Source organism: Streptomyces albofaciens JCM 4342 (assembly GCF_008634025.1).
Classification (GTDB): domain Bacteria; phylum Actinomycetota; class Actinomycetes; order Streptomycetales; family Streptomycetaceae; genus Streptomyces; species Streptomyces albofaciens.
In genome coordinates this window covers 2,918,579-2,939,093 of sequence record NZ_PDCM01000002.1, presented here as the reverse complement: position 1 = coordinate 2,939,093, position 20,515 = coordinate 2,918,579, and the positions used below count along the sequence as shown (strand labels likewise).

General features: G+C 73.0%; 21 protein-coding genes. 10 read left to right on the top strand and 11 right to left on the bottom strand.

What is annotated here, in order from left to right:
- Positions 1 to 198: 198 nt before the first annotated feature.
- Both CP973_RS32650 and CP973_RS32645 read right to left on the bottom strand, forming a co-directional pair.
- Positions 199 to 1,083 carry a DUF2268 domain-containing putative Zn-dependent protease gene (locus CP973_RS32650; RefSeq protein WP_150247422.1) on the bottom strand — a complete coding sequence of 295 codons (885 nt, stop codon included), beginning with the start codon at positions 1,081 to 1,083 and terminating at the stop codon, positions 199 to 201.
- Between the two features lie 67 nt (positions 1,084 to 1,150).
- Positions 1,151 to 1,801 carry a PepSY domain-containing protein gene (locus CP973_RS32645; protein ID WP_150247421.1) on the bottom strand — a complete coding sequence of 217 codons (651 nt, stop codon included), beginning with the start codon at positions 1,799 to 1,801 and terminating at the stop codon, positions 1,151 to 1,153.
- A 158-nt stretch (positions 1,802 to 1,959) separates the two neighbouring features.
- Between CP973_RS32645 and CP973_RS32640 the strand changes: the two genes are divergently transcribed.
- Both CP973_RS32640 and CP973_RS32635 read left to right on the top strand, forming a co-directional pair.
- On the top strand, positions 1,960 to 2,622 hold the full coding sequence (locus CP973_RS32640; RefSeq protein WP_150247420.1) for a response regulator transcription factor: 663 nt from the start codon (positions 1,960 to 1,962) through the stop codon (positions 2,620 to 2,622).
- A complete protein-coding gene (locus CP973_RS32635; RefSeq protein WP_208853340.1) occupies positions 2,615 to 4,024 on the top strand; it encodes a sensor histidine kinase in 1,410 nt (469 codons plus the stop codon). The genes CP973_RS32640 and CP973_RS32635 overlap by 8 nt, the downstream gene beginning before the upstream one ends.
- A 70-nt stretch (positions 4,025 to 4,094) precedes the next feature.
- On the opposite strand, the gene CP973_RS32630 is transcribed toward CP973_RS32635, so the two are convergent.
- From CP973_RS32630 to CP973_RS32615, 4 genes are all read right to left on the bottom strand, one after another.
- Positions 4,095 to 4,571: a MarR family winged helix-turn-helix transcriptional regulator gene (locus CP973_RS32630; RefSeq protein ID WP_150247419.1), complete on the bottom strand. Its 477-nt coding sequence runs from the start codon at positions 4,569 to 4,571 to the stop codon at positions 4,095 to 4,097.
- Between the two features lie 116 nt (positions 4,572 to 4,687).
- A complete protein-coding gene (locus tag CP973_RS32625; protein WP_150247418.1) occupies positions 4,688 to 5,473 on the bottom strand; it encodes an AIM24 family protein in 786 nt (261 codons plus the stop codon).
- Positions 5,470 to 6,120, bottom strand: coding sequence for an AIM24 family protein (locus tag CP973_RS32620; RefSeq protein WP_150247417.1), 651 nt, complete (start codon positions 6,118 to 6,120; stop codon positions 5,470 to 5,472). Before CP973_RS32620 ends, CP973_RS32625 begins: the two co-directional genes overlap by 4 nt.
- On the bottom strand, positions 6,120 to 6,758 hold the full coding sequence (locus CP973_RS32615; RefSeq protein WP_078952457.1) for an AIM24 family protein: 639 nt from the start codon (positions 6,756 to 6,758) through the stop codon (positions 6,120 to 6,122). The genes CP973_RS32620 and CP973_RS32615 overlap by 1 nt, the downstream gene beginning before the upstream one ends.
- Positions 6,759 to 6,887: 129 nt before the next feature.
- On the opposite strand from CP973_RS32615, the gene CP973_RS32610 reads away from it, so the two are divergent.
- A complete protein-coding gene (locus CP973_RS32610) occupies positions 6,888 to 7,232 on the top strand; it encodes a DUF3817 domain-containing protein (protein ID WP_150247416.1) in 345 nt (114 codons plus the stop codon).
- On the top strand, positions 7,229 to 7,534 hold the full coding sequence (locus CP973_RS32605) for an MTH1187 family thiamine-binding protein (protein ID WP_030595570.1): 306 nt from the start codon (positions 7,229 to 7,231) through the stop codon (positions 7,532 to 7,534). Before CP973_RS32610 ends, CP973_RS32605 begins: the two co-directional genes overlap by 4 nt.
- Before the next feature lie 15 nt (positions 7,535 to 7,549).
- Here CP973_RS32605 and CP973_RS32600 read toward each other — a convergent pair whose 3' ends face one another.
- Positions 7,550 to 8,548 carry an ArsR/SmtB family transcription factor gene (locus CP973_RS32600; protein WP_150247415.1) on the bottom strand — a complete coding sequence of 333 codons (999 nt, stop codon included), beginning with the start codon at positions 8,546 to 8,548 and terminating at the stop codon, positions 7,550 to 7,552.
- Between the two features lie 118 nt (positions 8,549 to 8,666).
- On the opposite strand from CP973_RS32600, the gene CP973_RS32595 reads away from it, so the two are divergent.
- The 4 genes from CP973_RS32595 (at position 8,667) to icmA (ending at position 12,848) form a co-directional block, all read left to right on the top strand.
- A complete protein-coding gene (locus CP973_RS32595) occupies positions 8,667 to 10,067 on the top strand; it encodes an MFS transporter (protein ID WP_150247414.1) in 1,401 nt (466 codons plus the stop codon).
- Between the two features lie 66 nt (positions 10,068 to 10,133).
- Positions 10,134 to 10,643, top strand: coding sequence for a MarR family winged helix-turn-helix transcriptional regulator (locus CP973_RS32590; protein WP_150247413.1), 510 nt, complete (start codon positions 10,134 to 10,136; stop codon positions 10,641 to 10,643).
- Positions 10,644 to 10,696: 53 nt separating this feature from the next.
- Positions 10,697 to 11,029 carry a DUF3817 domain-containing protein gene (locus tag CP973_RS32585; protein WP_150247412.1) on the top strand — a complete coding sequence of 111 codons (333 nt, stop codon included), beginning with the start codon at positions 10,697 to 10,699 and terminating at the stop codon, positions 11,027 to 11,029.
- A 118-nt stretch (positions 11,030 to 11,147) separates the two neighbouring features.
- Positions 11,148 to 12,848, top strand: a complete 1,701-nt coding sequence (gene icmA, locus CP973_RS32580; RefSeq protein ID WP_150247411.1) for a coenzyme B12-dependent isobutyryl-CoA mutase large subunit — start codon at positions 11,148 to 11,150, stop codon at positions 12,846 to 12,848.
- 53 nt (positions 12,849 to 12,901) lie between these two features.
- On the opposite strand, the gene secD is transcribed toward icmA, so the two are convergent.
- From secD to CP973_RS32560, 4 genes are all read right to left on the bottom strand, one after another.
- The gene (gene secD, locus CP973_RS32575) at positions 12,902 to 15,244 is read right to left on the bottom strand and encodes a protein translocase subunit SecD (protein WP_150247410.1); all 2,343 of its coding nucleotides are present in this window, start codon (positions 15,242 to 15,244) and stop codon (positions 12,902 to 12,904) included.
- A 119-nt stretch (positions 15,245 to 15,363) separates the two neighbouring features.
- On the bottom strand, positions 15,364 to 15,915 hold the full coding sequence (locus CP973_RS32570; RefSeq protein WP_150247409.1) for a hypothetical protein: 552 nt from the start codon (positions 15,913 to 15,915) through the stop codon (positions 15,364 to 15,366).
- A 114-nt stretch (positions 15,916 to 16,029) separates the two neighbouring features.
- Positions 16,030 to 17,427 (bottom strand): sensor histidine kinase, encoded by a 1,398-nt coding sequence (locus CP973_RS32565; protein WP_150247408.1) that lies wholly within the window; start codon positions 17,425 to 17,427, stop codon positions 16,030 to 16,032.
- The gene (locus CP973_RS32560; protein ID WP_150247407.1) at positions 17,424 to 18,248 is read right to left on the bottom strand and encodes a response regulator transcription factor; all 825 of its coding nucleotides are present in this window, start codon (positions 18,246 to 18,248) and stop codon (positions 17,424 to 17,426) included. The genes CP973_RS32565 and CP973_RS32560 overlap by 4 nt, the downstream gene beginning before the upstream one ends.
- 63 nt (positions 18,249 to 18,311) lie before the next feature.
- Here CP973_RS32560 and CP973_RS32555 point away from each other — a divergent pair, with 63 nt between their 5' ends.
- Positions 18,312 to 19,484, top strand: coding sequence for a UDP-N-acetylglucosamine--N-acetylmuramyl-(pentapeptide) pyrophosphoryl-undecaprenol N-acetylglucosamine transferase (locus tag CP973_RS32555; RefSeq protein WP_150247406.1), 1,173 nt, complete (start codon positions 18,312 to 18,314; stop codon positions 19,482 to 19,484).
- A complete protein-coding gene (locus CP973_RS32550; RefSeq protein ID WP_150247405.1) occupies positions 19,481 to 20,500 on the top strand; it encodes a GDP-mannose 4,6-dehydratase in 1,020 nt (339 codons plus the stop codon). The genes CP973_RS32555 and CP973_RS32550 overlap by 4 nt, the downstream gene beginning before the upstream one ends.
- The last annotated feature ends 15 nt before the right edge of the window (positions 20,501 to 20,515 follow it).

Sequence of the window (20,515 nt, the reverse complement as noted above, 5' to 3'; positions counted from 1 at the left end):
CCGCGAACGGCGCGGGCTCGGGGACACGTAGGGGTCTCCCCGCAGGCGACCGAGGCCCCGGTTGCGTCCAACCACCCAGGTTCACTCCAGGCAACGTGGGGGTCCCCCCGGCCGGAGGCTGGGGGAGAGTGACCCCGTTAGCGGGGCCCCGAGCCCCCACCCACCGAACCGTAGGCGCCAACGCGCACCCCCAGGGCCTCACGCCGCCGAAGCCACCCCCGCACTCGCCAGAACCTCCCGAGCCGACAGCCCCACACTCTCCGCCGCACTGAGCCCCGAAGCACCCAGATGCGCATCCGCGATGCGCAGCCCCACCGCATACCCGGCGTTGTCCGGCAGCCCGACAGGCGTCAGCCCCATCCGCCGCGTGGTGGTGTCCCCGTACACATACGGCGGCAGATTCGGCATCCCGGCCACATCGATCGCGCCAGTGATCTTCTCGTACGCCGCGTCCAGCTCCGCACCGGAAACCGCCGTGGCCCAGGGCCCCATCGCCTCCGCACCCGCCAGCTCCCGCACGAACGCCTCGGCCAGCCCCTCCGCCACGACCTGCTCCCCGACCGTGACCGTCGCCGGATCCCAGATCACATTCGCGTAGCGGACGTTGTGGTGCAGCTCGTGCGCCGCGGAATGCCCGATCTTCGCCAGGCTGACCTCGGTGGGCCACATCGTCAGATGGATCGCCCCCGGAAATCCGCCCAGCCCGGTGTACCCGGCATTGCGTATCAGCAGGTCGTCGTCCGGATCGCCGAGCACCAGCACCACATGCACCGTGTCGGCGGCCCGGAGCCCCGACGCGACGACGGGCCGCAGCCGCTCCCACGCCGCTCCGAGCTGTTCCTCCACCCGTTCCCACACCCGCGCGCCCCGCATCTCCTCCAGGGCGGCCAGGTAGCGCGAATCCTCCCGGTCGATCCGGAAGCCGCAGCCCATCTCATGCATCTGCATCAGGTCCACGCCCCCGACGGACATCGCGTCCCGCAGCGGGCCGAGGATTTCCCGTAGGGCGTCGGGCCGCTCCTCCAGCGGGCGCCGGAGGAGCTCGGCCATGGCGGACGCCGTGTCATGCACAACAATCTTCATGACGCGGGACCGTAGAGCCTCACGCTGCGTGAGGCTCAAGCCGCGACGTCACAGAAGCCGCGAACCCTCAGTCGTCGGCGCCGTCGGCGTCACCGTCCCGCGGCGCGACCGAGACCTTCCCCGACCGCGGGTCGACGTTCAGCTTGTGCTCCTTGCCGTCCTTCGTGACGGTCTCTACCTCCCACACAGCAGAGCTGCGGTGATCGTCGTCCAGGTCGACGGAAGTCACCGTCCCGTACGAAGCGGCGGCCTTCTCGGCGGCCGCCCCCGCATCCACGGACGCCCCCTTCAGCTCAGCACGCGCACGCGCGACCCCGTGATCGTCGTCCCCCTCGTGCTCGACGCGCTGGCCCAGAACCTTCGCGTTGCCGGCGTCGAGCGTCACCTCGTGCCACTTGCCGTCCTTGCCGAGCACGTCCACCTCCCAGACCAGTCCGGGCCGGTCCTGGTCCAGGTCGATGCCGGTGACCGTGCCGGGCGTGGCCTTCAGCGCGGCCGCCGCGGCCTGCGGCGCGGAGACGGTCGCGGCCTTGGCCTCCCGCGCGTCCTCGTTCACGTCGTCGTCCGGCACGCTGACACTGGACCGCGGCGTGGAGGACGCGGCCGCCGCGGACGACGTGTCCGACGCCCCGGAGTCGCCGAAGGCGACGGCGGTGGCGGTCCCCCCGCCGATCAGCGCGGCCGCGGCGACGGTGGCAATGACGATGTTGCGCTTCATGTCGAAATCTCCCCGATCCATGAGGTGAGGTGAGGCCAGGTCAGTTCAAGTCAGACGAGCTCGTGCTCGATGACGTGATCCACCGTGGCGCGGCCGACCTGAAGCGAACCTGAAGCCACCTGAAGCCGCCTTCAGGTGGCGGGTGGCATCGTGGGCGCATGCGCCTGTTGATCGTGGAGGACGAGAAGCGACTGGCCCTGTCCCTGGCCAAGGGACTGCGGGCGGAGGGGTACGCGGTCGATGTGGTGCACGACGGCCTGGACGGCCTGCACCGGGCGGGCGAGGGCACGTACGACCTGGTGATCCTCGACATCATGCTGCCGGGGATGAACGGCTACCGCGTATGCGGCACCCTGCGCGCTGCGGGCAACGACGTACCCGTGCTGATGCTGACGGCCAAGGACGGCGAGTACGACGAGGCCGAGGGTCTGGACACCGGCGCGGACGACTACCTGACGAAGCCCTTCTCCTACGTCGTGCTGGTGGCCCGCGTGAAGGCGCTGCTGCGGCGGCGCGGGCGCACGGCACTGCCCGTGCTGCGCGTGGGGGAGCTGAGCATCGACCAGGGCGCGCACCGCGTGGAGCGCGGCGGCGTGGAGGTGACACTGACCGCCAAGGAGTTCGCCGTGCTGGAGCAACTGGCGCTGCGCGCGGGCGACGTGGTGTCCAAGGCGGAGATCCTGGAGCACGTGTGGGACTTCGCGTACGAGGGCGACAACAACATCGTCGAGGTGTACGTGAGCGCGCTGCGCCGCAAGCTGGGCGCCGCGGCGATCCAGACGGTGCGCGGCGCCGGTTACCGGCTGGTGCCGGGTGCGTAGGGTCATCGGAAAGGTACGGGTCCGGGCGGCGCTGGGCGCTTCGCTCGTAGTGGCGGTCGCGCTGGTGGCCGCGGGCACCGCCCTCCTCCTCGTCCTCAAGAACAACCTCGTGGGCCAGGCCGACCTCCAGGCGGAGAACACCGCCCGCGAGGTCGCCACGCAGATCGCGACGGGAAAGCCGTACGCGAAGCTGGATCTGCCCGACGGCGACGACCGCCCGGTGGTGGTGCTGTCCGAGGACGGCCGGGTGCTGGCGGCAGGCGAGGACCTACGGGCGGTGGACGGCAAAGCCGTCACCGCACAGCAGGCGCCGCCCGCCGGGCAGCAGCCCCGGGACCCCGACGACGATGACGACGACGACCGCGGGACCAAGCCGGGCGAGGTCAAGGACAAGGCGCGGCACAGCGGCGGTACGGCGACGGTCGGCCACCGTACGGCGGACTACCGGTTCGCCACCGTCGAGGCCGAGGACACGCAGGGCGGCAAGGCCGTCGTACGGGCCGGGGCGCCGCTGGCGGCCGAGCGGGAGGCGGTGGGCTCGGTGCGTACCGCGATGCTCATCGGGCTGCCCTGCCTGCTGCTGGTCGTGGCCGGGGTGACCTGGCTGGTCACCCGTCGGGCGCTGCGCCCGGTGGAGGGCATCCGCAGGGAGATGGCGGCGATCACGGCCAGCACGGATCTGTCGCGGCGGGTGCCGGAGCCGGGCTCGCGGGACGAGATCGACCGGCTGGCCCGTACGACAAACGAGACGCTGGGCGCGCTCCAGGAGTCGGTGGAGCGGCAGCGGCGGTTCGTCGCGGACGCCTCGCACGAGCTGCGCAGCCCGATCGCGAGCCTGCGGACGCAGCTGGAGGTGGGCATCGCCCACCCGGAACTGCTGGACGCGCCGGGCGCCGTGGAGGACGCCGTACGGCTCCAGAACCTGGCGGCCGACCTGCTGCTGCTGGCGCGGCTGGACGCGGGGGAGCGGCCCGCGGACGCGCGGATCGACCTGGCGGCGCTGGTGCGCGAGGAGGTCTCGCAGCGGGTGGGCGACCGGATCGCCGTGGAGGTGGGCGAACTGGCGGGCGTGGAGGTCGCCGGGTCGCGCGGTCAGCTCGGGCGGGTGCTGGGCAACCTGCTGGACAACGCGCAGCGGCACGCGCGGGAGTCCGTACGGGCGACGGTGGCGCGTGAGGGGGAGTGGGCGGTGCTGCGGGTCGAGGACGACGGGCCCGGGGTGCCGCCGGAGGAGCGGGAGCGGATCTTCGAGCGGTTCGTCCGGCTCGACGACGCCCGCAGCCGCGACGACGGCGGGGCCGGGCTGGGCCTCGCCATCGCCCGCGACGTCGCCGAGCGGCACGGCGGCACGCTGGCCGTCCGTACGGGGTCGGTCTTCGAACTACGCCTGCCGAGGGCGTAGCGGCCCGCCCGTCCGGCGTGCCGGCCCGCATCGCGACCGCCCGCGTACCGTTCCCCCGACGGCGCGGCCGTCAGACCTTCCCCCGCCGCCCCCGCAGATGCTCCGCCACCGGCGTCAGCGACGTACGCAGCGCTTCCAGGTCCTCCGGCGCGAACAGGTCGATGAAGTGCCGCCGCACGGACGCGACGTGGTGCGGCGCGACCCGGCGCATGGTGTCCCAGCCCTCGTCCGTGAGCACCGCGTACAGCCCGCGGCGGTCGGACTCGCAGCTCTCGCGGCGCACCAGGCCGGCGTTCTCCATACGGGTGATCTGGTGGGACAGACGGCTCTTGGACTGCAGGGTGGCGGCGGCCAGGTCGCTCATGCGCAGCCGCCGGTCCTCGGCCTCGGAGAGGTTGACCAGGATCTCGTAGTCGTTGTTGGTCAGTCCGAACGGCTGCAGGTCCCGCTCCAGCTGGTGCATCAGCAGCCTGCTGACGTCCAGGTGGGTGCGCCAGGCACGCTGCTCCTGGTCGGTCAGCCAGGGAGTGTCGCTGTCGGTCGTCATGAATGAATTCTACCCGTGGAAGTTGAATGTCGAATTAAGTCATGGCTGTGACATGGCTCAGGCGCTCGGCCGGGCGCTTGCTCAGACGTTCGAGGTCACCGTCCGCAGACTACCGCTCACAGCCCGAAGCGGCGCTGGAGGCCCCCCAGCCCGCCCGGCAGCTGCGGCAGTTGTGAGCCACTTTGGCGAGTTGCCTCGCCCTGTCCGCCGCCTCCGCCCGGCACCCCCGCCTCGGCGGCGACCTCACCCGTGGCCAGCTCGGGCATCAGCTGCTCGGTGGACTGCAGCAGCACCGTGCCCGCCCCGACGAACTCGAACTGGTGCTCCTCGCCGGAGACTCCGCCCAGCCCGGTGTGCGCCCGGATGCCGCCGAGGAATCCGCGCAGGTACTGGTGGTCGTAGTGGTGGCACGGCGAGGGGCAGTCGGCCCAGCCCACCAGGGCCTGCGGGTCCACCCGGATCGGCGGTTCCATGAAGACCACCGGGCCGTTGGAGGCGGCCACGAACTTGCCGGTGCCGATGAGGGTGAGGAAGCCCGGGATGATCGACTGCTTCAGCGACAGGGATGGCTGAAAGGCAAGCAGGTTGCCCGAGCGAATGGTCAGGTTGCCGTCTTCCAGATCGTAGGAATTCACGTCGAACGCCCGGTCGGCGAGGAGCATCTTGCCCTGGCCCTCGGCCACCACCCAGTCCGCCGCGTGCAATGGCGAATGGAAGCTGTGGGCGACCAGGCGGTCCAGCGCGCCGTGCCCGATGCCCTGGAAGTCGATCCGCCCGTAGTAGGCGATCATCTTCCCCTTCTGGAGGAACCACTGGCCGTTCAGGTCCACGCTGAAGGTGTAGTCGTTGACGTTGTCGTCCGAGGGAAGGGTGTGGGGGTCGAAAACGACGGGACCGGTCACAGCTTCTCCTCCGACGCCTGTACGTAGACGGTGCCCTGGCCGGACAGCTCCAGCTGGAAGGCCTCTCCCGAGCCGCGGCCGACCATGTCGCGCCAGCCCAGCGCCGTGGAGAGCTTGTTGCGGACCTCGCCGCGGTGCGCCACGTACGCCTGCGGGTCGACGTGGACGGGCCGCTGCGGGGTGATGGGCAGCTCGATGACGCCGCCGTGCGCCATCACGGCCACCGCGCCCTGACCCTTGAGGGTCGTGGTGAACAGCCCCTGGCCGGTGACCTGGCCGCGCACCATGCCCATCACGCCGCCCTGCGACCCCATGAACATCGTGCCCTGCTGGAGCGTCCCGTCGAAGGCGAGCAGCCGGTCCGCCTCGACGTAGAGGGTGTCGCCGGTCAGGTCGACGACGTGCACGTGGTGGCCGCCGTGCCCGAAGAGGACCGTCCCACTGCCCTCCACCGTCATCAGCGGCGTCGCCTCGTTGGCGATCCGCCGCCCGATCATGGAGCCGATGCCGCCCTGGCCGCCCTGGATGTTCGGAGTGAAACCGACGTCCCCCTGATAGGCGAGCATCGCGCCGCGCTGGCTGAACATCCGCTGCCCCGGGGAGACCTGTGCGCGCACCATACGGGAGTTGACCATGGTGAACGGCATCAGAGCTCACCGCCGACCGTGTTGCGCTCGCTGGGCTGTACGTACACCAGGCCCTCGCCCTCGAAGCGGATCTGGAAGGACTCGCCGGAGCCCTCCCCTATGAAGGTGCGGAAGTTCACCCCGGACTGGAAGTGCTGCTTGAGGTCGCCGGTGTGCGCGACGTACGCGCCCGGGTCGACCTGGAGCGGGTACTGCTTGGTGACGCGGAGCACCACCGCCGGGCCGTCCGAGATGAGCGCGGCCTGGCCGCTGCCCTCGACGGTGGTGGTGAACAGGCCGTTGCCCTGCGAGGCGCCGCGCAGCCCGGTGAAGGTGGTGCCGGTGCGCAGCGCCGCGTCCGTGCACAGCAGGTTGCTGGCTTCCACGTACAGCTTCTCGCCGTGCAACTGCACGAGGTTGATCTCGCTCGCGCGGTCGGCGAAGTAGCAGGTGCCGTGCCCTTTCACCTCCATCACTTCCATCTGTTCGCCGGTCAGCCGGCGGGTGACCATGCCGCGCAGCCCGTCACCGCCGCCGGTCATCTTCTTGAACGTCATCTGGCCGTCGTAGGCGACCATCGAGCCGTTCTTCGCCTTGACGGCATCGCCGGTCATGTCGACGGCGAGCACTTTGCTCCCCTGGAGCCGAAACTGAGCCACGGGATCGAAGGTAACCGGCGCGCCGACCCCTGAACAGTGATCCTTTGCGGGCCTGCAACAATGGTGACGCCCTTGTGAAATGCCGCACAAGCGCATCCTGCCGCCACCTGCCACCCGAACGAGGTTCCCGTGGACATCAAGACCGCATCCGCCCTGCGCCGGCTCCGCCTGGTCTCCGCCCCCGAGGCGGTTTCCTTCCTGCTGCTGCTCGTCTGCTCGGTCCTCAAGCGGACCACCAGCTTCGACGGCGTGATGGTGATGGGCATCGTGCACGGCGTCCTGTTCATCCTGTACGTGGTGTTCTGGCTGGACGCCTGGAGCCGCACCAAGTGGCAGTTCAAGACCGCCGCCCTCTACTTCGTGCTCTCCGTCCTGCCCACCGGCGGCTTCTTCGCCGAGCGCAAGCTCAAGCGGGAGGCGGAGGCCAGCGTGATCGCCGCCCGCGCCCGCCGGGAAGGCGTGGTCAACGCATGATCGTCGCGTTCTCGGTCAGCCCGCTGGGGGTCGGTGAGGACGTCGGGGAGTACGTCGCCGACGCCGTACGGGTGGTCCGCGAGTCCGGGCTGCCCAACCGCACGGACGCCATGTTCACGTCCATCGAGGGCGAGTGGGACGAGGTCATGGACGTCGTCAAGCGCGCCGTGGCCGCCGTCGAGGCCCGTGCCGGACGGGTCTCGCTGGTCCTGAAGGCCGACATCCGGCCCGGCGTCACCGACGGCCTGACCTCCAAGGTCGAGACCGTCGAGCGGCACCTCGCGGCGGGCCGCGGGGACTGACCGCCGGTTCCGAGCTCAGCCCGGCGGCGGGCCGCCCGCGCTGAGCGCGATGCCCAGCGGCGTGCGCTCGTACAGCACCTGGTGCCCGTGCCGGCGCGACGTCAGCAGTCCGGCGTCGCGCAGCACGGACAGCTGCGCGGACACCGACGACGGCGCCAGGCCCAGCCGGTGCGCCAGCGCCGTGGTGGACGCGGGCTCGTCCAGCGCGGTGAGCACCGCCGCCCGGTTCACGCCGAGCAGCCGGGCCAGTGCCCGACCCGTGCGCGGCTCGTGCCACAGCCCGCCGATGCCGCGTGCCGGGTAGATCACGGTGGGCTGCCAGTGCGGCTCGTAGGCGCTGACCACGTCCGGCCACACGAAGACGCTCGGCATCAGCAGCACGCCCCGGCCGTCCAGGTCCTGGATCTGGAGGAACCGGGCGCGGGTGCGGACCGTGAGGGTGCCGTCCGACCAGGTGATCCGCGGGCTGAGGTCCGCGAACAGCTTCTCCAGTCCCTCGCTCGCCAGCTGCCGCGACCGGTAGGCGACCTCCGCCTCCAGCAGCGCGCGCAGCCGGGGCCAGTCCGCCTCCAGCAGCGCGCGCCAGGCCCGCTCGGTGACATCGGCCAGCTCCTCTACGGCGGCGGCCGGGTCCGCCAGCATCGCCCGGCCCCGCGGGGACTCGGCGGCACCCGGCGTACAGGCCAGCGACTTGGCCAGCTCCGCGTGGGCGACGGCCGGGTCCGTGGCCCGCACCCGCGCCAGCTCCTCCTCGAAGGGGGCGAGCGACGACTGCGGCGGCGGCCCCAGGAAGTCCGGGGTGTAGCCGGGGTGCGGGGACGGCATCAGCAGCCACAGCGCGGACAGGTCCAGGCCCGCCAGCGCCGCGCGCATCCGCCGCAGCCAGGGCAGGTGGTAACCGTGCCGGTCGGTGCGCAACAGCGTCCGTACGGCCTCGTGCGTCTCGCACAGCGGCGAGATGGCGAAGCGGATGCGCAGCAGGTCCTCCGCGCCGAAGCGCATGTCCAGCGGCATGGCCGTGGCCCCCCTTTCCTCACACCCCCACTCTTCCCGCCACGCGGCCGGTCGTCCCCTGGATTCGGCTGCCGGCGAAAGACTGGGGGCGTACGGACCGGCCCGGCACGCTGCCGTCATGCCGACGCCTTCCGGGCCCGCCGCCACGGGCCCCGACGAACCATGCCCGAACCCGCCCCCGAAGCCCATGGCTTCGTTCCCAGCCCCGACGCCCACGGCTCCGCCCGTGCCCCCGAAGCCCACAGCTCCGTCCCCGGCCCCGTCCCCGCCCCCCGGCACCGGATACCGCCTCGTCTTCGCCGTCCCCGAATTCCGCTACGTCTTCGCCGCCCACCTCCTGTCCGCCCTCGGCGTCGTCGTCTGCGAGATCGCGCTCTCCGTCCTGGTCTACCGGCTCACCGGGTCGCCCCTGCTGAGCGCCCTGACCTTCGCCCTCGGCCTGCTCCCGTACGTCATCGGCGGCACGCTGCTCTCCGCGGTCGCCGACCGCTACCCGGCCCGCCGCGTCCTCGTCGTCTGCGACCTGCTGTGCGCGGCCTGCGCCGCCGCGATGGTTCTCCCGGGCACTCCGGTCGCGGTGCTGCTGGCGCTGCGCTGCGCCACCGCCGCCATCGCTCCCGTCTTCGCCGGCACGCGCGCGGCCACGCTCGGCGACGTGCTGGGGGAGGGCGACCTCTTCGTCCTGGGCCGCTCGCTGATCCGCATCGTCAACCAGAGCGCGCAGCTCGTCGGCTTCGCGGCCGGCGGGCTGCTGCTGGCGGCGGTGACGCCCGGCACGGTGCTCGCCGTCACCGCCGGTACGTTCCTCGGCTCGGCGCTGCTGCTGCGCCTGGGCACCCACGCCCGGCCCGCGCGCCACACGGCCCGTGGCGCCCTGCTGGGCACTTCGCTGTCCGGCACCCGCCGCCTGCTGGCCGACCGCCGTGTCCGGGCGCTCCTCCTGCTGACCTGGCTGCCGCCGATGTTCGTGGTCGTCCCCGAGGCGCTGCTCGTCCCCTACGCGGACCTGCTCGGCACCGGCCCGGCGGGCGCGGGCCTGCTGATGTGCGCCATGCCGGTGGGTGCGATCACCGCCGAGACCCTGGCCGGCACGTTCCTCGGCCCGAAGGCGCGCGCCCGGCTGACGTTCCCGCTGGGAGTCTTCGCCGTACTGCCGTCCCTCGGCTTCGCCTTCCGTCCGTCGTTCGGCTGGGCGGTGCTGCTGCTCGTCCTGACCGGCGTCAGCATCGCGTACAACTTCGGCGTGGACCGCTGGTTCGTCGCCGCCGTCCCCGACGAGCTGCTGGGGCAGGCGATGACGGTGATGCAGGCGGGCCGTATGACGATCATGGGTCTGGGGATGGGCGCGGCGGGCGTCGCGGCGGAATACGCACCCCTGTGGGTGGTGATGCCCGCGGGCGGGGTGGTGGGGGTGGTGTCCGTGCTGCTGGTGGTGGCGGAGGTACGGCGGACCGGGGCCCACCGGCCCGCTCCCGCCGGGCTCCCGGGTGCGGCGCGGGCCGCCGGGGCCACGGAGTGAACGGCGGGGGTACCGAAAACTGAGACAGGGCTGACCACGATATGGCCGAACGGTAGGGTCGGAGGCGTGCCGAAGCCGCTCAGCCTTGCCTTCGACCCCATCGCCCGCGCCGACGAACTGTGGCGGCGGCGATGGGGCGCCGTGCCGTCCATGGCCGCCATCACCTCGGTCATGCGTGCTCACCAGATCCTGCTGTCCGAGGTGGACGCGGTGCTCAAGCCGTACGGCCTGACGTTCGCGCGGTACGAGGCGCTGGTGCTGCTCACCTTCTCCAAGGCGGGCGAGCTGCCCATGTCGAAGATCGGCGAGCGGCTGATGGTCCACCCGACCTCGGTGACCAACACCGTGGACCGGCTGGTCAAGGCCCGCCTGGTCGACAAGCGGCCGAACCCCAACGACGGGCGCGGCACGCTGGCCTCCATCACCCCCAAGGGGCGCGAGGTCTGCGACGCGGCCACCCGCGACCTGATGGCGATGGACTTCGGCCTGGGCGCCTACGACGCCGAGGAGTGCGCGGAGATCTTCGCGCTGCTGCGTCCGCTGCGGGTGGCGGCCGGGGACTTCAAGGACGACTGAGCCGTGGCAGGGGCGGCGAAGATCGCCCCGGAACGGGCGGTTACGCTCGGACCATGAAACGAAGCGTGCTGACCCGCTACCGGGTGATGGCCTACGTCACTGCCGTGATGCTCCTCGTCCTGTGCGCCTGCATGGTGGCCAAGTACGGCTTCGACACGGGCAAGGACCTCACCCTCGTGGTCTCCCAGATCCACGGCGTGCTGTACATCATCTACCTGGTCTTCGCCTTCGACCTGGGCTCCAAGGCGAAGTGGAGGTTCGGCAAGCTGCTGTGGGTGCTGATCTCCGGCACCATCCCGACCGCCGCCTTCTTCGTCGAGCGCAAGGTCGTCCGGGAGATCGAGCCGCTGGTCGCGGACGGTACGCCGCAGCCCGCCAAGGTCTGACGGCACACGGCCGCCGGGCCCGGCCCGGCGGCCCCCGCATCCCCCCGAAAGCGATACCCGGCGACTTCCGGCCTTCTGCCATCGACAATTACTAGGACGTCCAAGTAAATTTGTCGGTATGGACGCTGACGCCATCGAAGAGGGCCGCCGCCGCTGGCAGGCCCGGTACGACTCCGCCCGCAAGCGGGACGCGGACTTCACCACGCTCTCCGGCGATCCCGTCGCGCCGGTCTACGGCCCCCGCCCCGGCGACACCGTCGACGGCTTCGAGCGCATCGGCTGGCCCGGCGAGTATCCGTTCACCCGCGGGCTGTACCCGACCGGCTACCGCGGCCGTACGTGGACCATCCGCCAGTTCGCGGGCTTCGGCAACGCCGAGCAGACCAACGAGCGCTACAAGATGATCCTCAAGGCCGGCGGCGGCGGCCTCTCGGTCGCGTTCGACATGCCGACCCTGATGGGCCGCGACTCCGACGACCCGCGCTCGCTCGGCGAGGTCGGCCACTGCGGTGTCGCCATCGACTCCGCCGCCGACATGGAGGTCCTGTTCAAGGACATCCCGCTGGGCGATGTGACGACCTCGATGACGATCTCCGGCCCGGCCGTCCCGGTCTTCTGCATGTACCTGGTCGCCGCCGAGCGCCAGGGCGTCGACCCGGGCGTCCTGAACGGCACGCTCCAGACCGACATCTTCAAGGAGTACATCGCGCAGAAGGAGTGGCTCTTCCCGCCCGAGCCCCATCTGCGCCTGATCGGCGACCTGATGGAGCACTGCGCGCGCTCCATCCCCGCGTACAAGCCGCTGTCGGTCTCCGGCTACCACATCCGCGAGGCGGGCGCGACGGCCGCGCAGGAGCTGGCGTACACCCTCGCCGACGGCTTCGGCTACGTGGAGCTGGGCCTCTCCCGCGGCCTGGACGTGAACACCTTCGCGCCCGGACTGTCCTTCTTCTTCGACGCCCATGTGGACTTCTTCGAGGAGATCGCGAAGTTCCGGGCGGCCCGCCGCATCTGGGCCCGCTGGATGCGCGACGTGTACGGCGCCACCAGCGAGAAGGCGCAGTGGCTGCGCTTCCACACGCAGACCGCCGGCGTCTCGCTGACCGCCCAGCAGCCGTACAACAACGTCGTCCGTACGGCCGTGGAAGCGCTCGCCGCGGTCCTCGGCGGCACGAACTCCCTGCACACCAACGCGCTGGACGAGACCCTCGCCCTGCCCAGCGAGCAGGCCGCGGAGATCGCGCTGCGCACGCAGCAGGTGCTGATGGAGGAGACCGGCGTCGCCAACGTCGCGGACCCGCTGGGCGGCTCCTGGTTCGTCGAGGCGCTGACCGACCGGATCGAGGCCGACGCCGAGAAGATCTTCGAGCAGATCAAGGAGCGCGGCACCCGTGCGGTGCCCGACGGACAGCACCCGATCGGTCCCATCACCTCCGGCATCCTGCGCGGCATAGAGGACGGCTGGTTCACCGGAGAGATCGCCGAGTCCGCGTTCCGGTACCAGCAGGCGCTGGAGAAGGGCGAGAAGAAGGTCGTCGGCGTCAACTGCCACCACGGCTCGGTCACCGGCGACCTGGAGATCCTGCGGGTCAGCCACGAGGTCGAGCGCGAGCAGGTACGGGTGCTCGGGGACCGCAAGGCGGCCCGCGACGACGCCCGGGTGCGCTCCTCGCTGGACGCGATGCTCGCCGCCGCGCGCGACGGCGGCAACATGATCGAGCCGATGCTGGAGGCCGTGCGGGCCGAGGCGACGCTCGGCGAGATCTGCAACGTGCTGCGCGACGAGTGGGGCGTCTATACGGAGCCCGCGGGCTTCTAGCAGCCGTACGCACCGGGGGCGGGGCCGTGTGCGGTCCCGCCCCCGGTGCCGTGTCAGACCACCGCGCCGTTCCCGGCCCGCACCTTGTCGCGCGGCCGGGAGGCGGGCGCGGCCGGGGCCGGGTGGCGGCCCTCCAGGAGGACGGCGGCCGGAGTGGCGGTGAAGACGGTCGAGGCGATGCCGAACAGGACGCCCGCGAGCAGCGCCACGGAGAAGTCGGCCAGTGAGTCGCCGCCCAGCACCGCGAGGGCGGCGAGGACGAACAGGGCGCCCATGCCGGTGTTCACCGTGCGCGGCACGGTCTGCACGATCGCCCGGTCGGCGAGCCGGGCGAGCCCTTCCGCACCGCGCGCCGCCCGGTCGTCCTTGGCGCCGCGCCGCAGTTCCCGTACGCGGTCGAAGAGTACGACCGTGTCGTTGACGGAATAGCCGACGACGGTCAGCAGCGCCGCGAGGAAGACGCTGTCCACCGGCTTGCCCAGCCAGGCGAACAGGCCCACCACCAGCACCACGTCCTGCACCATGGCGAGCACCGCCGCCGTCGCGAACGTCCAGCGGAACCGGACGCTCAGATAGACCAGCTGCGCGGCGACCGCGATGCCCAGCGCGATCAGCGCCTTGCCGCGCAGCTCGCTGCCCATGCTGGGCCCGATCTTCTCGTCCCGCTCGACCTCGACCGTGCCGCCGGGCTTCTGGAGGGAGGCCCGGACGCGGTCCTGCTCGGCGTCGGTCAGCCGTTCGGTCCGTACGGTGATACCGCCGTCGCCCGACTCCTGGACGACCGCGCGCGGGAAGCCCGCGTCGGCGACCGCGGCGCGCGCCGTCTCGGCGTCCACCGTACGGCCGGTGCTGTACTCGACGAGCCGCCCGCCGGTGAACTCGACGCCGAACTCCAGGCCGCGGATGCCGATCCCGGCGACGGCGAACAACAGCAGACCGGCGCCGACGCCCAGCCAGGTGCGGCGGTGCCGCATCAGCCGCGGCTCGCGCCGGGCCAGCCACCGCCGTACCCGTCCCTCGGACGCCATCCCGGTGACCGCGGGCCGCCGTTGCACGGAGCGCCGGCGCACCGCCCACTCCGCCAGCGCCCTGGTGATCACGAGCGCGGAGACCATCGAGGCCAGCACACCGATGGACAGGGTCACACCGAAGCCCTTGACCGGGCCGGTGGCGAAGAGGAACAGCAGACCGGCGGCGAGCAGCGTGGTCACGTTCGAGTCGATGATCGCGCTCCACGCCTTGCCGAAGCCCTCGCGCAGCGGGCGCCGCAGATCGCCGCCGGAGCGGGCCGCGCGGCGCGCGTACTCCTCCCGGGCCCGTTCGAAGACCAGCACGTTGGCGTCCACCGCCATGCCGATCGCCAGCACGAAACCGGCGAGCCCGGGGAGGGTGAGGGTGGCGCCCAGGGCGACCAGCACGGCGTACGACAGCAGCCCGTACGCGGCGAGGGCCACCGTGGCCAGCGCGCCCAGCAGCCGGTAGACGACGATCACGAAAGCGCCGGTGCACAGCAGGCCGATGACCGCGGCGGTGGCGCTGGCCTCGATCGCGTCGGCGCCGAGCGTCGGGCCGACGGTGCGCTGTTCGACGACCTCGACGGGCACCGGCAGGGCGCCGCCCTTGACCAGGGCCGCCAGGTCGCGGGCCGCGGCGTCGTCGAACCCGCCGGTGATCTGCGCGTTGCCGCCCGCGATACCGGTCTTGCAGGGCACGCTCTGCTGCATGCCGGGCGCTGAAATGATCTTGTCGTCCAGGACGATGGCCACCCGCCGCGCCGGATCGCCGGGCGCCGCGCAGGCCGCCTGGCCGGTGACCCGCGCCCAGGCGTCGGCGGCGGCGCCCCGGAAGGCCAGGTCGACGGTCCAGCCGCGCCCGCCCTGCGCGTCGAAGACGGCCTCCGCGTCCTTGACGCCCTCGCCGGTCAGGGCGGGCGGGCCGAGCCGCAGGGCCTGGCCGGGCGCGTCCGGGTCGGGCAGGGTGCGGCCGCGGTCCTGCGGATGCCGCGCTTCCGGTGTGCCCTTCGGGTCCTGTGTGGTGCCGAGGACGGGATGGAACGTGAGCTGCGCGGTACGGCCGATGACCTCGACGGCCTCCTTCGGGTCCCGTACGCCGGGCAGTTCGGCGACGATGCGCTTCTCACCGGAGCGGGACAGCGACGGTTCGGCGACCCCGAGCGCGTCGACCCGCTGCCGCAGCACCTCCAGGGCCCGGTCGGTGGCGGCGGAGTCGGCGCGGGCGGTGGGCGAGTCCTTGGTCTCCAGGACGATCTGGGTGCCGCCGCGCAGGTCGAGGCCGAGGCGGGCGGGCGTGGTCAGGGCGAGGTACAGCGACACGGCGACGGCGGCGAGCGCGATCAGCGCACGCCAGTGACGCCGCGACGGTGCGCGGGACGGCATGGGTCTCCCCTTCAGGGATACGGAGGCGGAGCGCCGGCCGGCGGCGCGCACCGGTCAGCGGCGGCGCGCGGGGCGTCGCGGGGCATGCCGGTGCTGCGGGCGGCCGAGCGCCTGGGGCGTCAGCTGCTCCGTACGAAGGGCGGGGCGCGCGGGCTGCGTGGGGAGTACCGGGCTCCGGGCGGTGCCCGTTCCTGGCGGGGGCCGACGGTCTCGCCGTACCCGAAGGGGGAGCGGTGCGGCGTGGGGGCCGCGGACGGCAGCGCGCCCGGCAGGCCCGGGGAGCGCGGGTGCGGCAGGACCCCGTGGACATGGGCGGTGGCGGACTGACGGGCCACCGGGCGGTCGGGGGCGGTCCGGGCGTCGGCCCGGGAGTGGGCGGGCGCGGAGTGCGCGCTGAGTGCCTGGGGTGCGGCGGAGGATGGCCGGTAAGCGGTGTCGCCGGGGCCGGAAGTGGCGGCCGCCGGGCCGGAGGCGGCGAGCGAGCCGGGCCCCAGCGGGCCGGATGCGGCACCCGCGGCACCCGCCGTGCCGGCCGGGACCGTACCGGGCGCCCCGAACGCACCGGCCTGCCCCGCCCCGGACGTACCCGCCAGGACCAGCAGGACGGCCCACAGCCCGGCCAGCGCGCGGGGCAGGAAGCCCGGCAGCGCCCGGCGCACGCGTCCGCTCACCGCCCACCCTCCCGATCCGCCCAGCACCGACTGCCGGTTGCCGTTCCCACGGCCCCGGCCCTGATTCCGGCCCAGCGTAGCCAAGCCGGGCCGCCGTCCCCGTCCTGCCCCGTCCTACCCCGCCGGGAAGCGCAGGCGGAAGACCGCCCCGCCGCCCGGCGCCTGCGCGGCCGTCAGTTCGGCGTGGTGCGCGCGGGCGATCTGGCGGGCCATGGCCAGGCCGAGGCCCGAGCCCGGCAGCGCGCGGGCCGCCTCGGCACGGTAGAAGCGGTCGAAGACGTGCGGCAGGTCCTCGGCCGAGATGCCGGGGCCGTGGTCGCGCACGGTCAGCTCCAACTCGCCCGCCGAAACGGTCAGCCGGGTCTCGACCGGACCGCCCGGCGGCGAGAACTTCGCCGCGTTGTCGAGCAGGTTGGACAGCAGCCGGGACAGCCGCGCCGGAACACCGGGGACGGTGGTCCCGGCCGCCGCCTCGTCGGTCCGTACGGTGAACTCCACCCCCGGCCAGTGCTCGCGCGCCGCCTCCACCGCGTGCTCCAGCAGCGCCGCCGGGCGCACCTGCTCCACCAGCGGCTGCGGCTCCTCGTCCCGGGCCAGTTCGATCAGGTCGTTGACCAGCGTGGTGACCTCGCGCAGCTGACGGCCCAGCGCCCCGGACGCGCGGTCGCGCTGGGTGTCGGTCAGCCGGCCCGAACGGGCGAGGAGTTCGGCGTTGGTGCGCAGCGCGGTCAGCGGTGTGCGCAGCTCGTGGGAGGCGTCCGCGACCAGCCGCCGCTGCGCCGCCACCGACTGTTCCAGCTCGCCGAGCATGGTGTTGAAGCTGGCGGCCAGCCGGGTGATCTCGTCCTGGCGGCCGGGCGGCCCCGCGGGCAGCTCGATGCGGTGCCGGGCGTCGCGGGTGGCGGCGATGCGTTCGGCGGTGGCGGTGAGGCGGGCGACCGGCGCCAGTCCGGTACGCGAGACCCAGTAGCCGAGCCCGGCCGCCAGCAGGACGCCCGCTCCGCCGACCCCGGCCAGCGCCAGCGCGGCCTTCTGGACACCGCGCTGCACGACGTCCGAGCGCAGCGCCACCTGGAGCGCCTGGTCCTTGCCGGGCAGCTTCGTGGTGTACATCCGCACCGGACGGCCGGCCACGGTCAGCTTCTTGTAGTACGCCGCCCGGCGCCCGGCGGCGACTGCGCGGGTGTCGTCGTCGACCGGCATCGCGTACGGGTCGCGCGGGTCCTTGGACGGGTCGGCGGGGGCCGACTGGACGCAGGGAACGGCCAGGTAGCGGCAGCCCGTGTCCCCGGCCGACGGGCCGTCCTTGAGGTACTGCTGCGTGTACTGGTTGGCCGTCTGCGCCAGGTTGAAATCGAGCTGCCGGGTCATCTGGTGCTCGGTGATGAAGAACGCCGCCACGCAGACGCCGACCGCCACCACTGCCACGGCGGCGGACGTGGCGATCGCCAGCCGTGTCCGCAGCGGGCGGCGGCGCCGCCAGCGCGCGCCCAGACCGCGCCGGCCGCTCACGCCCGTCCCGTTCGGCCGCCGCGGCCCTGCCTGCGGGTCCTGCCGGTCCGTTCGGCCCTGGCCTCCCCGCCCGGCTGGTCCGGCTCGTCCAGGCGGTAGCCGACGCCGTGCACGGTGTGCACCAGCCGCGGCTCGCCGCCCGCCTCCAGCTTGCGGCGCAGGTAACCGACGTACACCGCGAGGGAGTTGGAGTCCGGGCCGAAGTCGCGGCCCCAGACCCGCTCCAGGATCAGCTCGCGCGGCATCACCTGCCCGGGGTGCAGCAGGAGCAGTTCCAGCAGCGCCCATTCCGTACGGCTGAACTCCAGCGGCCGGCCGCCCCGGTGGCCGGTACGGGTGACGGGGTCCACGACCAGATCGGCGAAGGCCAGCGAGGTGTCGTCGGCGGCCGCGGCCGAGGCGCGGCGCAGCAGCGCCCGCACCCGCGCGACCAGCTCGTCCAGCGCGAACGGCTTGACGAGGTAGTCGTCGGCGCCCGCGTCCAGCCCGTCCACCCGCTCGCTGACCGAGCCCAGCGCGGTCAGCACCAGGATCGGCGTACGGTCGTCCAGCGCGCGCAGCCGCCGGCACACCGCCAGGCCGCCCAGCACCGGCATCATCACGTCCAGCACGATCGCGTCCGGCTGCCAGGAGGCGACCTCGGAGAGCGCGGCCAGCCCGTCGGACGCGCCGCGCACCGCGTACCCCTCCACGCTCAGGCCGTCCTCGACGGCGGCCCGCACCTCCGGTTCGTCGTCGACGACGAGGATCTTCGGCGGGGACCCGGCGGGCCGCGGGGCGGCGCTCCGGTCGGCGGGGTGCGGTGCAGGCGTGGACGGCATGCACACAGGCTGCCAAAAGTCCGTCTTAGAACCTTCTTAGGGCGCCTCGCGAGCGTGGCGGCCATGCGCACACCACTATCGGTCGTCATCGGTGCGGGGGGTACCGGCGGCCACATCTACCCCGGCCTCGCCCTCGCTGACGCCCTGCGCCGGGCGGTGCCCGACGCGGTGATCTCCTTCGTCGGCACGGAGCGCGGGCTGGAGACACGGCTCATCCCCCAGGCCGGCTACCGCCTGCACACCGTGGACATGATCCCCTTCGACCCGTCGCTCGGCGCCAAACGGTATCTGCTGCCCGCCGCGCTGCTGAGATCCGGCAACCAGTGCCGCTCGATCCTGCGCACCCAGGGCGCCCAGGTCGCCGTCGGCATGGGCGGTTACCCGAGCGCGCCGGTCATCGTCGGCGCGCGGCTGGCCGGGCTGCCCAGCCTGATCCACGAGTCCAACGCGGTACCGGGCCGGGCCAACAAGTTCGCCGCCCGGCTCACCCCGCACGTCGCGCTCGCCTTCGACCGCAGCCGCGAGCACCTGGCGGGCGGCGAGCACGCCGAGACGGTCGGCATGCCGCTGGTCGGGCCGCTGGCGACGCTGGACCGTACGGCCCTGCGGGCCCGCGCCCGCCGCGAACTGGGCATCCCGGAGGGCGTCCGGCTGCTGCTCGTCAACGGCGGCAGCCTGGGCGCGGCCCGGCTCACCGCGGCCGCGGTCGGGCTAGCGGCCCGCCACCGGTCCCGTACGGACCTGCGGCTGCTGATCAAGACCGGTCCCGCCGCCCTGGACGAGACCCGGGAGCGGCTCGCCGCGACGGGCGGCGCGGCGGTCGCCGAGGCCGTCCCGTACCTGGACCGGATGGACCTGGCCTACGCCGCCGCCGACCTGGTGGTGTGCCGGGCCGGTTCGGCGACCGTCGCCGAGCTGGCCACGATCGGCATGCCGGCGGTGCTGGTGCCGTACCCGCACGCGCCCGGCGACCACCAGACGCACAACGCGCGGGTGCTGTCCGACGCGGGCGCCGCCGCGCTGCTGCCGGACGCCGAGACCACCGCGGAGCGCCTGGACGCGCTCGTCACACCGCTGCTCGACGACCCCGGCCGGCTGGCCGCCATGGGCCAGGCCGCCGACCCCGGCACCCACGCACAGGCCGCCGACCTGCTGGCCGCCAAGGTCCTGGAGCTGGCCGGCCACTCCGCGACCCACCCGACCCCCTACCCCCAAGATCTGAGGAAGAGCGCATGACCACTCACGACCACGCCACCATGGAAGCCCGCTGGAAGGGCCGCACCGTCCTGGTCACCGGCGCCGAGGGCTTCATCGGCTCCACCCTCGTGGACCAGCTCGTCGGCCACGGCGCGAAGGTCCGCGCCTTCGTGCACTACAAGCCGTACGCCGAGAAGGGCCACCTCGCGCGCTACCTCGGGCCGGACAGCCCGGTCGAGATGGTCGCGGGCGACGTGCGCGACGCGGGCCGGGTCTCCGACGCGGTGGCCGGCTGCGACACGGTCTTCCACCTCGCGGCCCTGATCGGCATCCCGTACAGCTACGACTCGCCCGGCGCCTACGTGCAGACCAACGTCGTCGGCACCGAGAACATCGCCGAGGCGTGCCGCCGGCACTCCGTGCGGCGCCTGGTCCACACCTCCACCAGCGAGGTGTACGGCACCGCCCGGACCGCGCCGATCGGCGAGGACCACCCGCTCCAGCCGCAGTCCCCGTACTCCGCCTCGAAGATCGGCGCGGACATGATGGCCCTGTCCCACTGGCACGCCTTCGAGCTGCCGGTCACCGTGGTGCGCCCGTTCAACACCTACGGCCCGCGCCAGTCCGCGCGCGCCGTGATCCCCACCATCCTCGCCCAGCTGCACTCCGGCTCCCGGGAGATCCGGCTGGGCTCGCTCACCCCGACCCGGGACTTCACCTACGTCACCGACACCGCGGCCGGCTTCCTGGCGATGGCCGACTGCGACCGGGCGCTGGGCGAGGTCGTCAACCTCGGTGCGGGGCGCGAGATCTCCATCGGCGACCTGGCGCGGGCCCTGATAGCCGCGTCCGGGCGGGACGCCGAGGTGGTGGTGGAGGGCTCCCGGCTGCGGCCCGCCGGCAGCGAGGTCCAGCGACTGCTTTCGGACAATTCGCGGGCGCGCGAATGGGCGGGCTGGGCGCCCGAAGTGTCCCTGGAGGAGGGGCTGAAGCGGACGTCCGAGTGGGTGGCGGAGCATGTCCACCTGTTCGCGGCGGACCGGTACCAGGTCTGAGACCCGTGGGGCCGG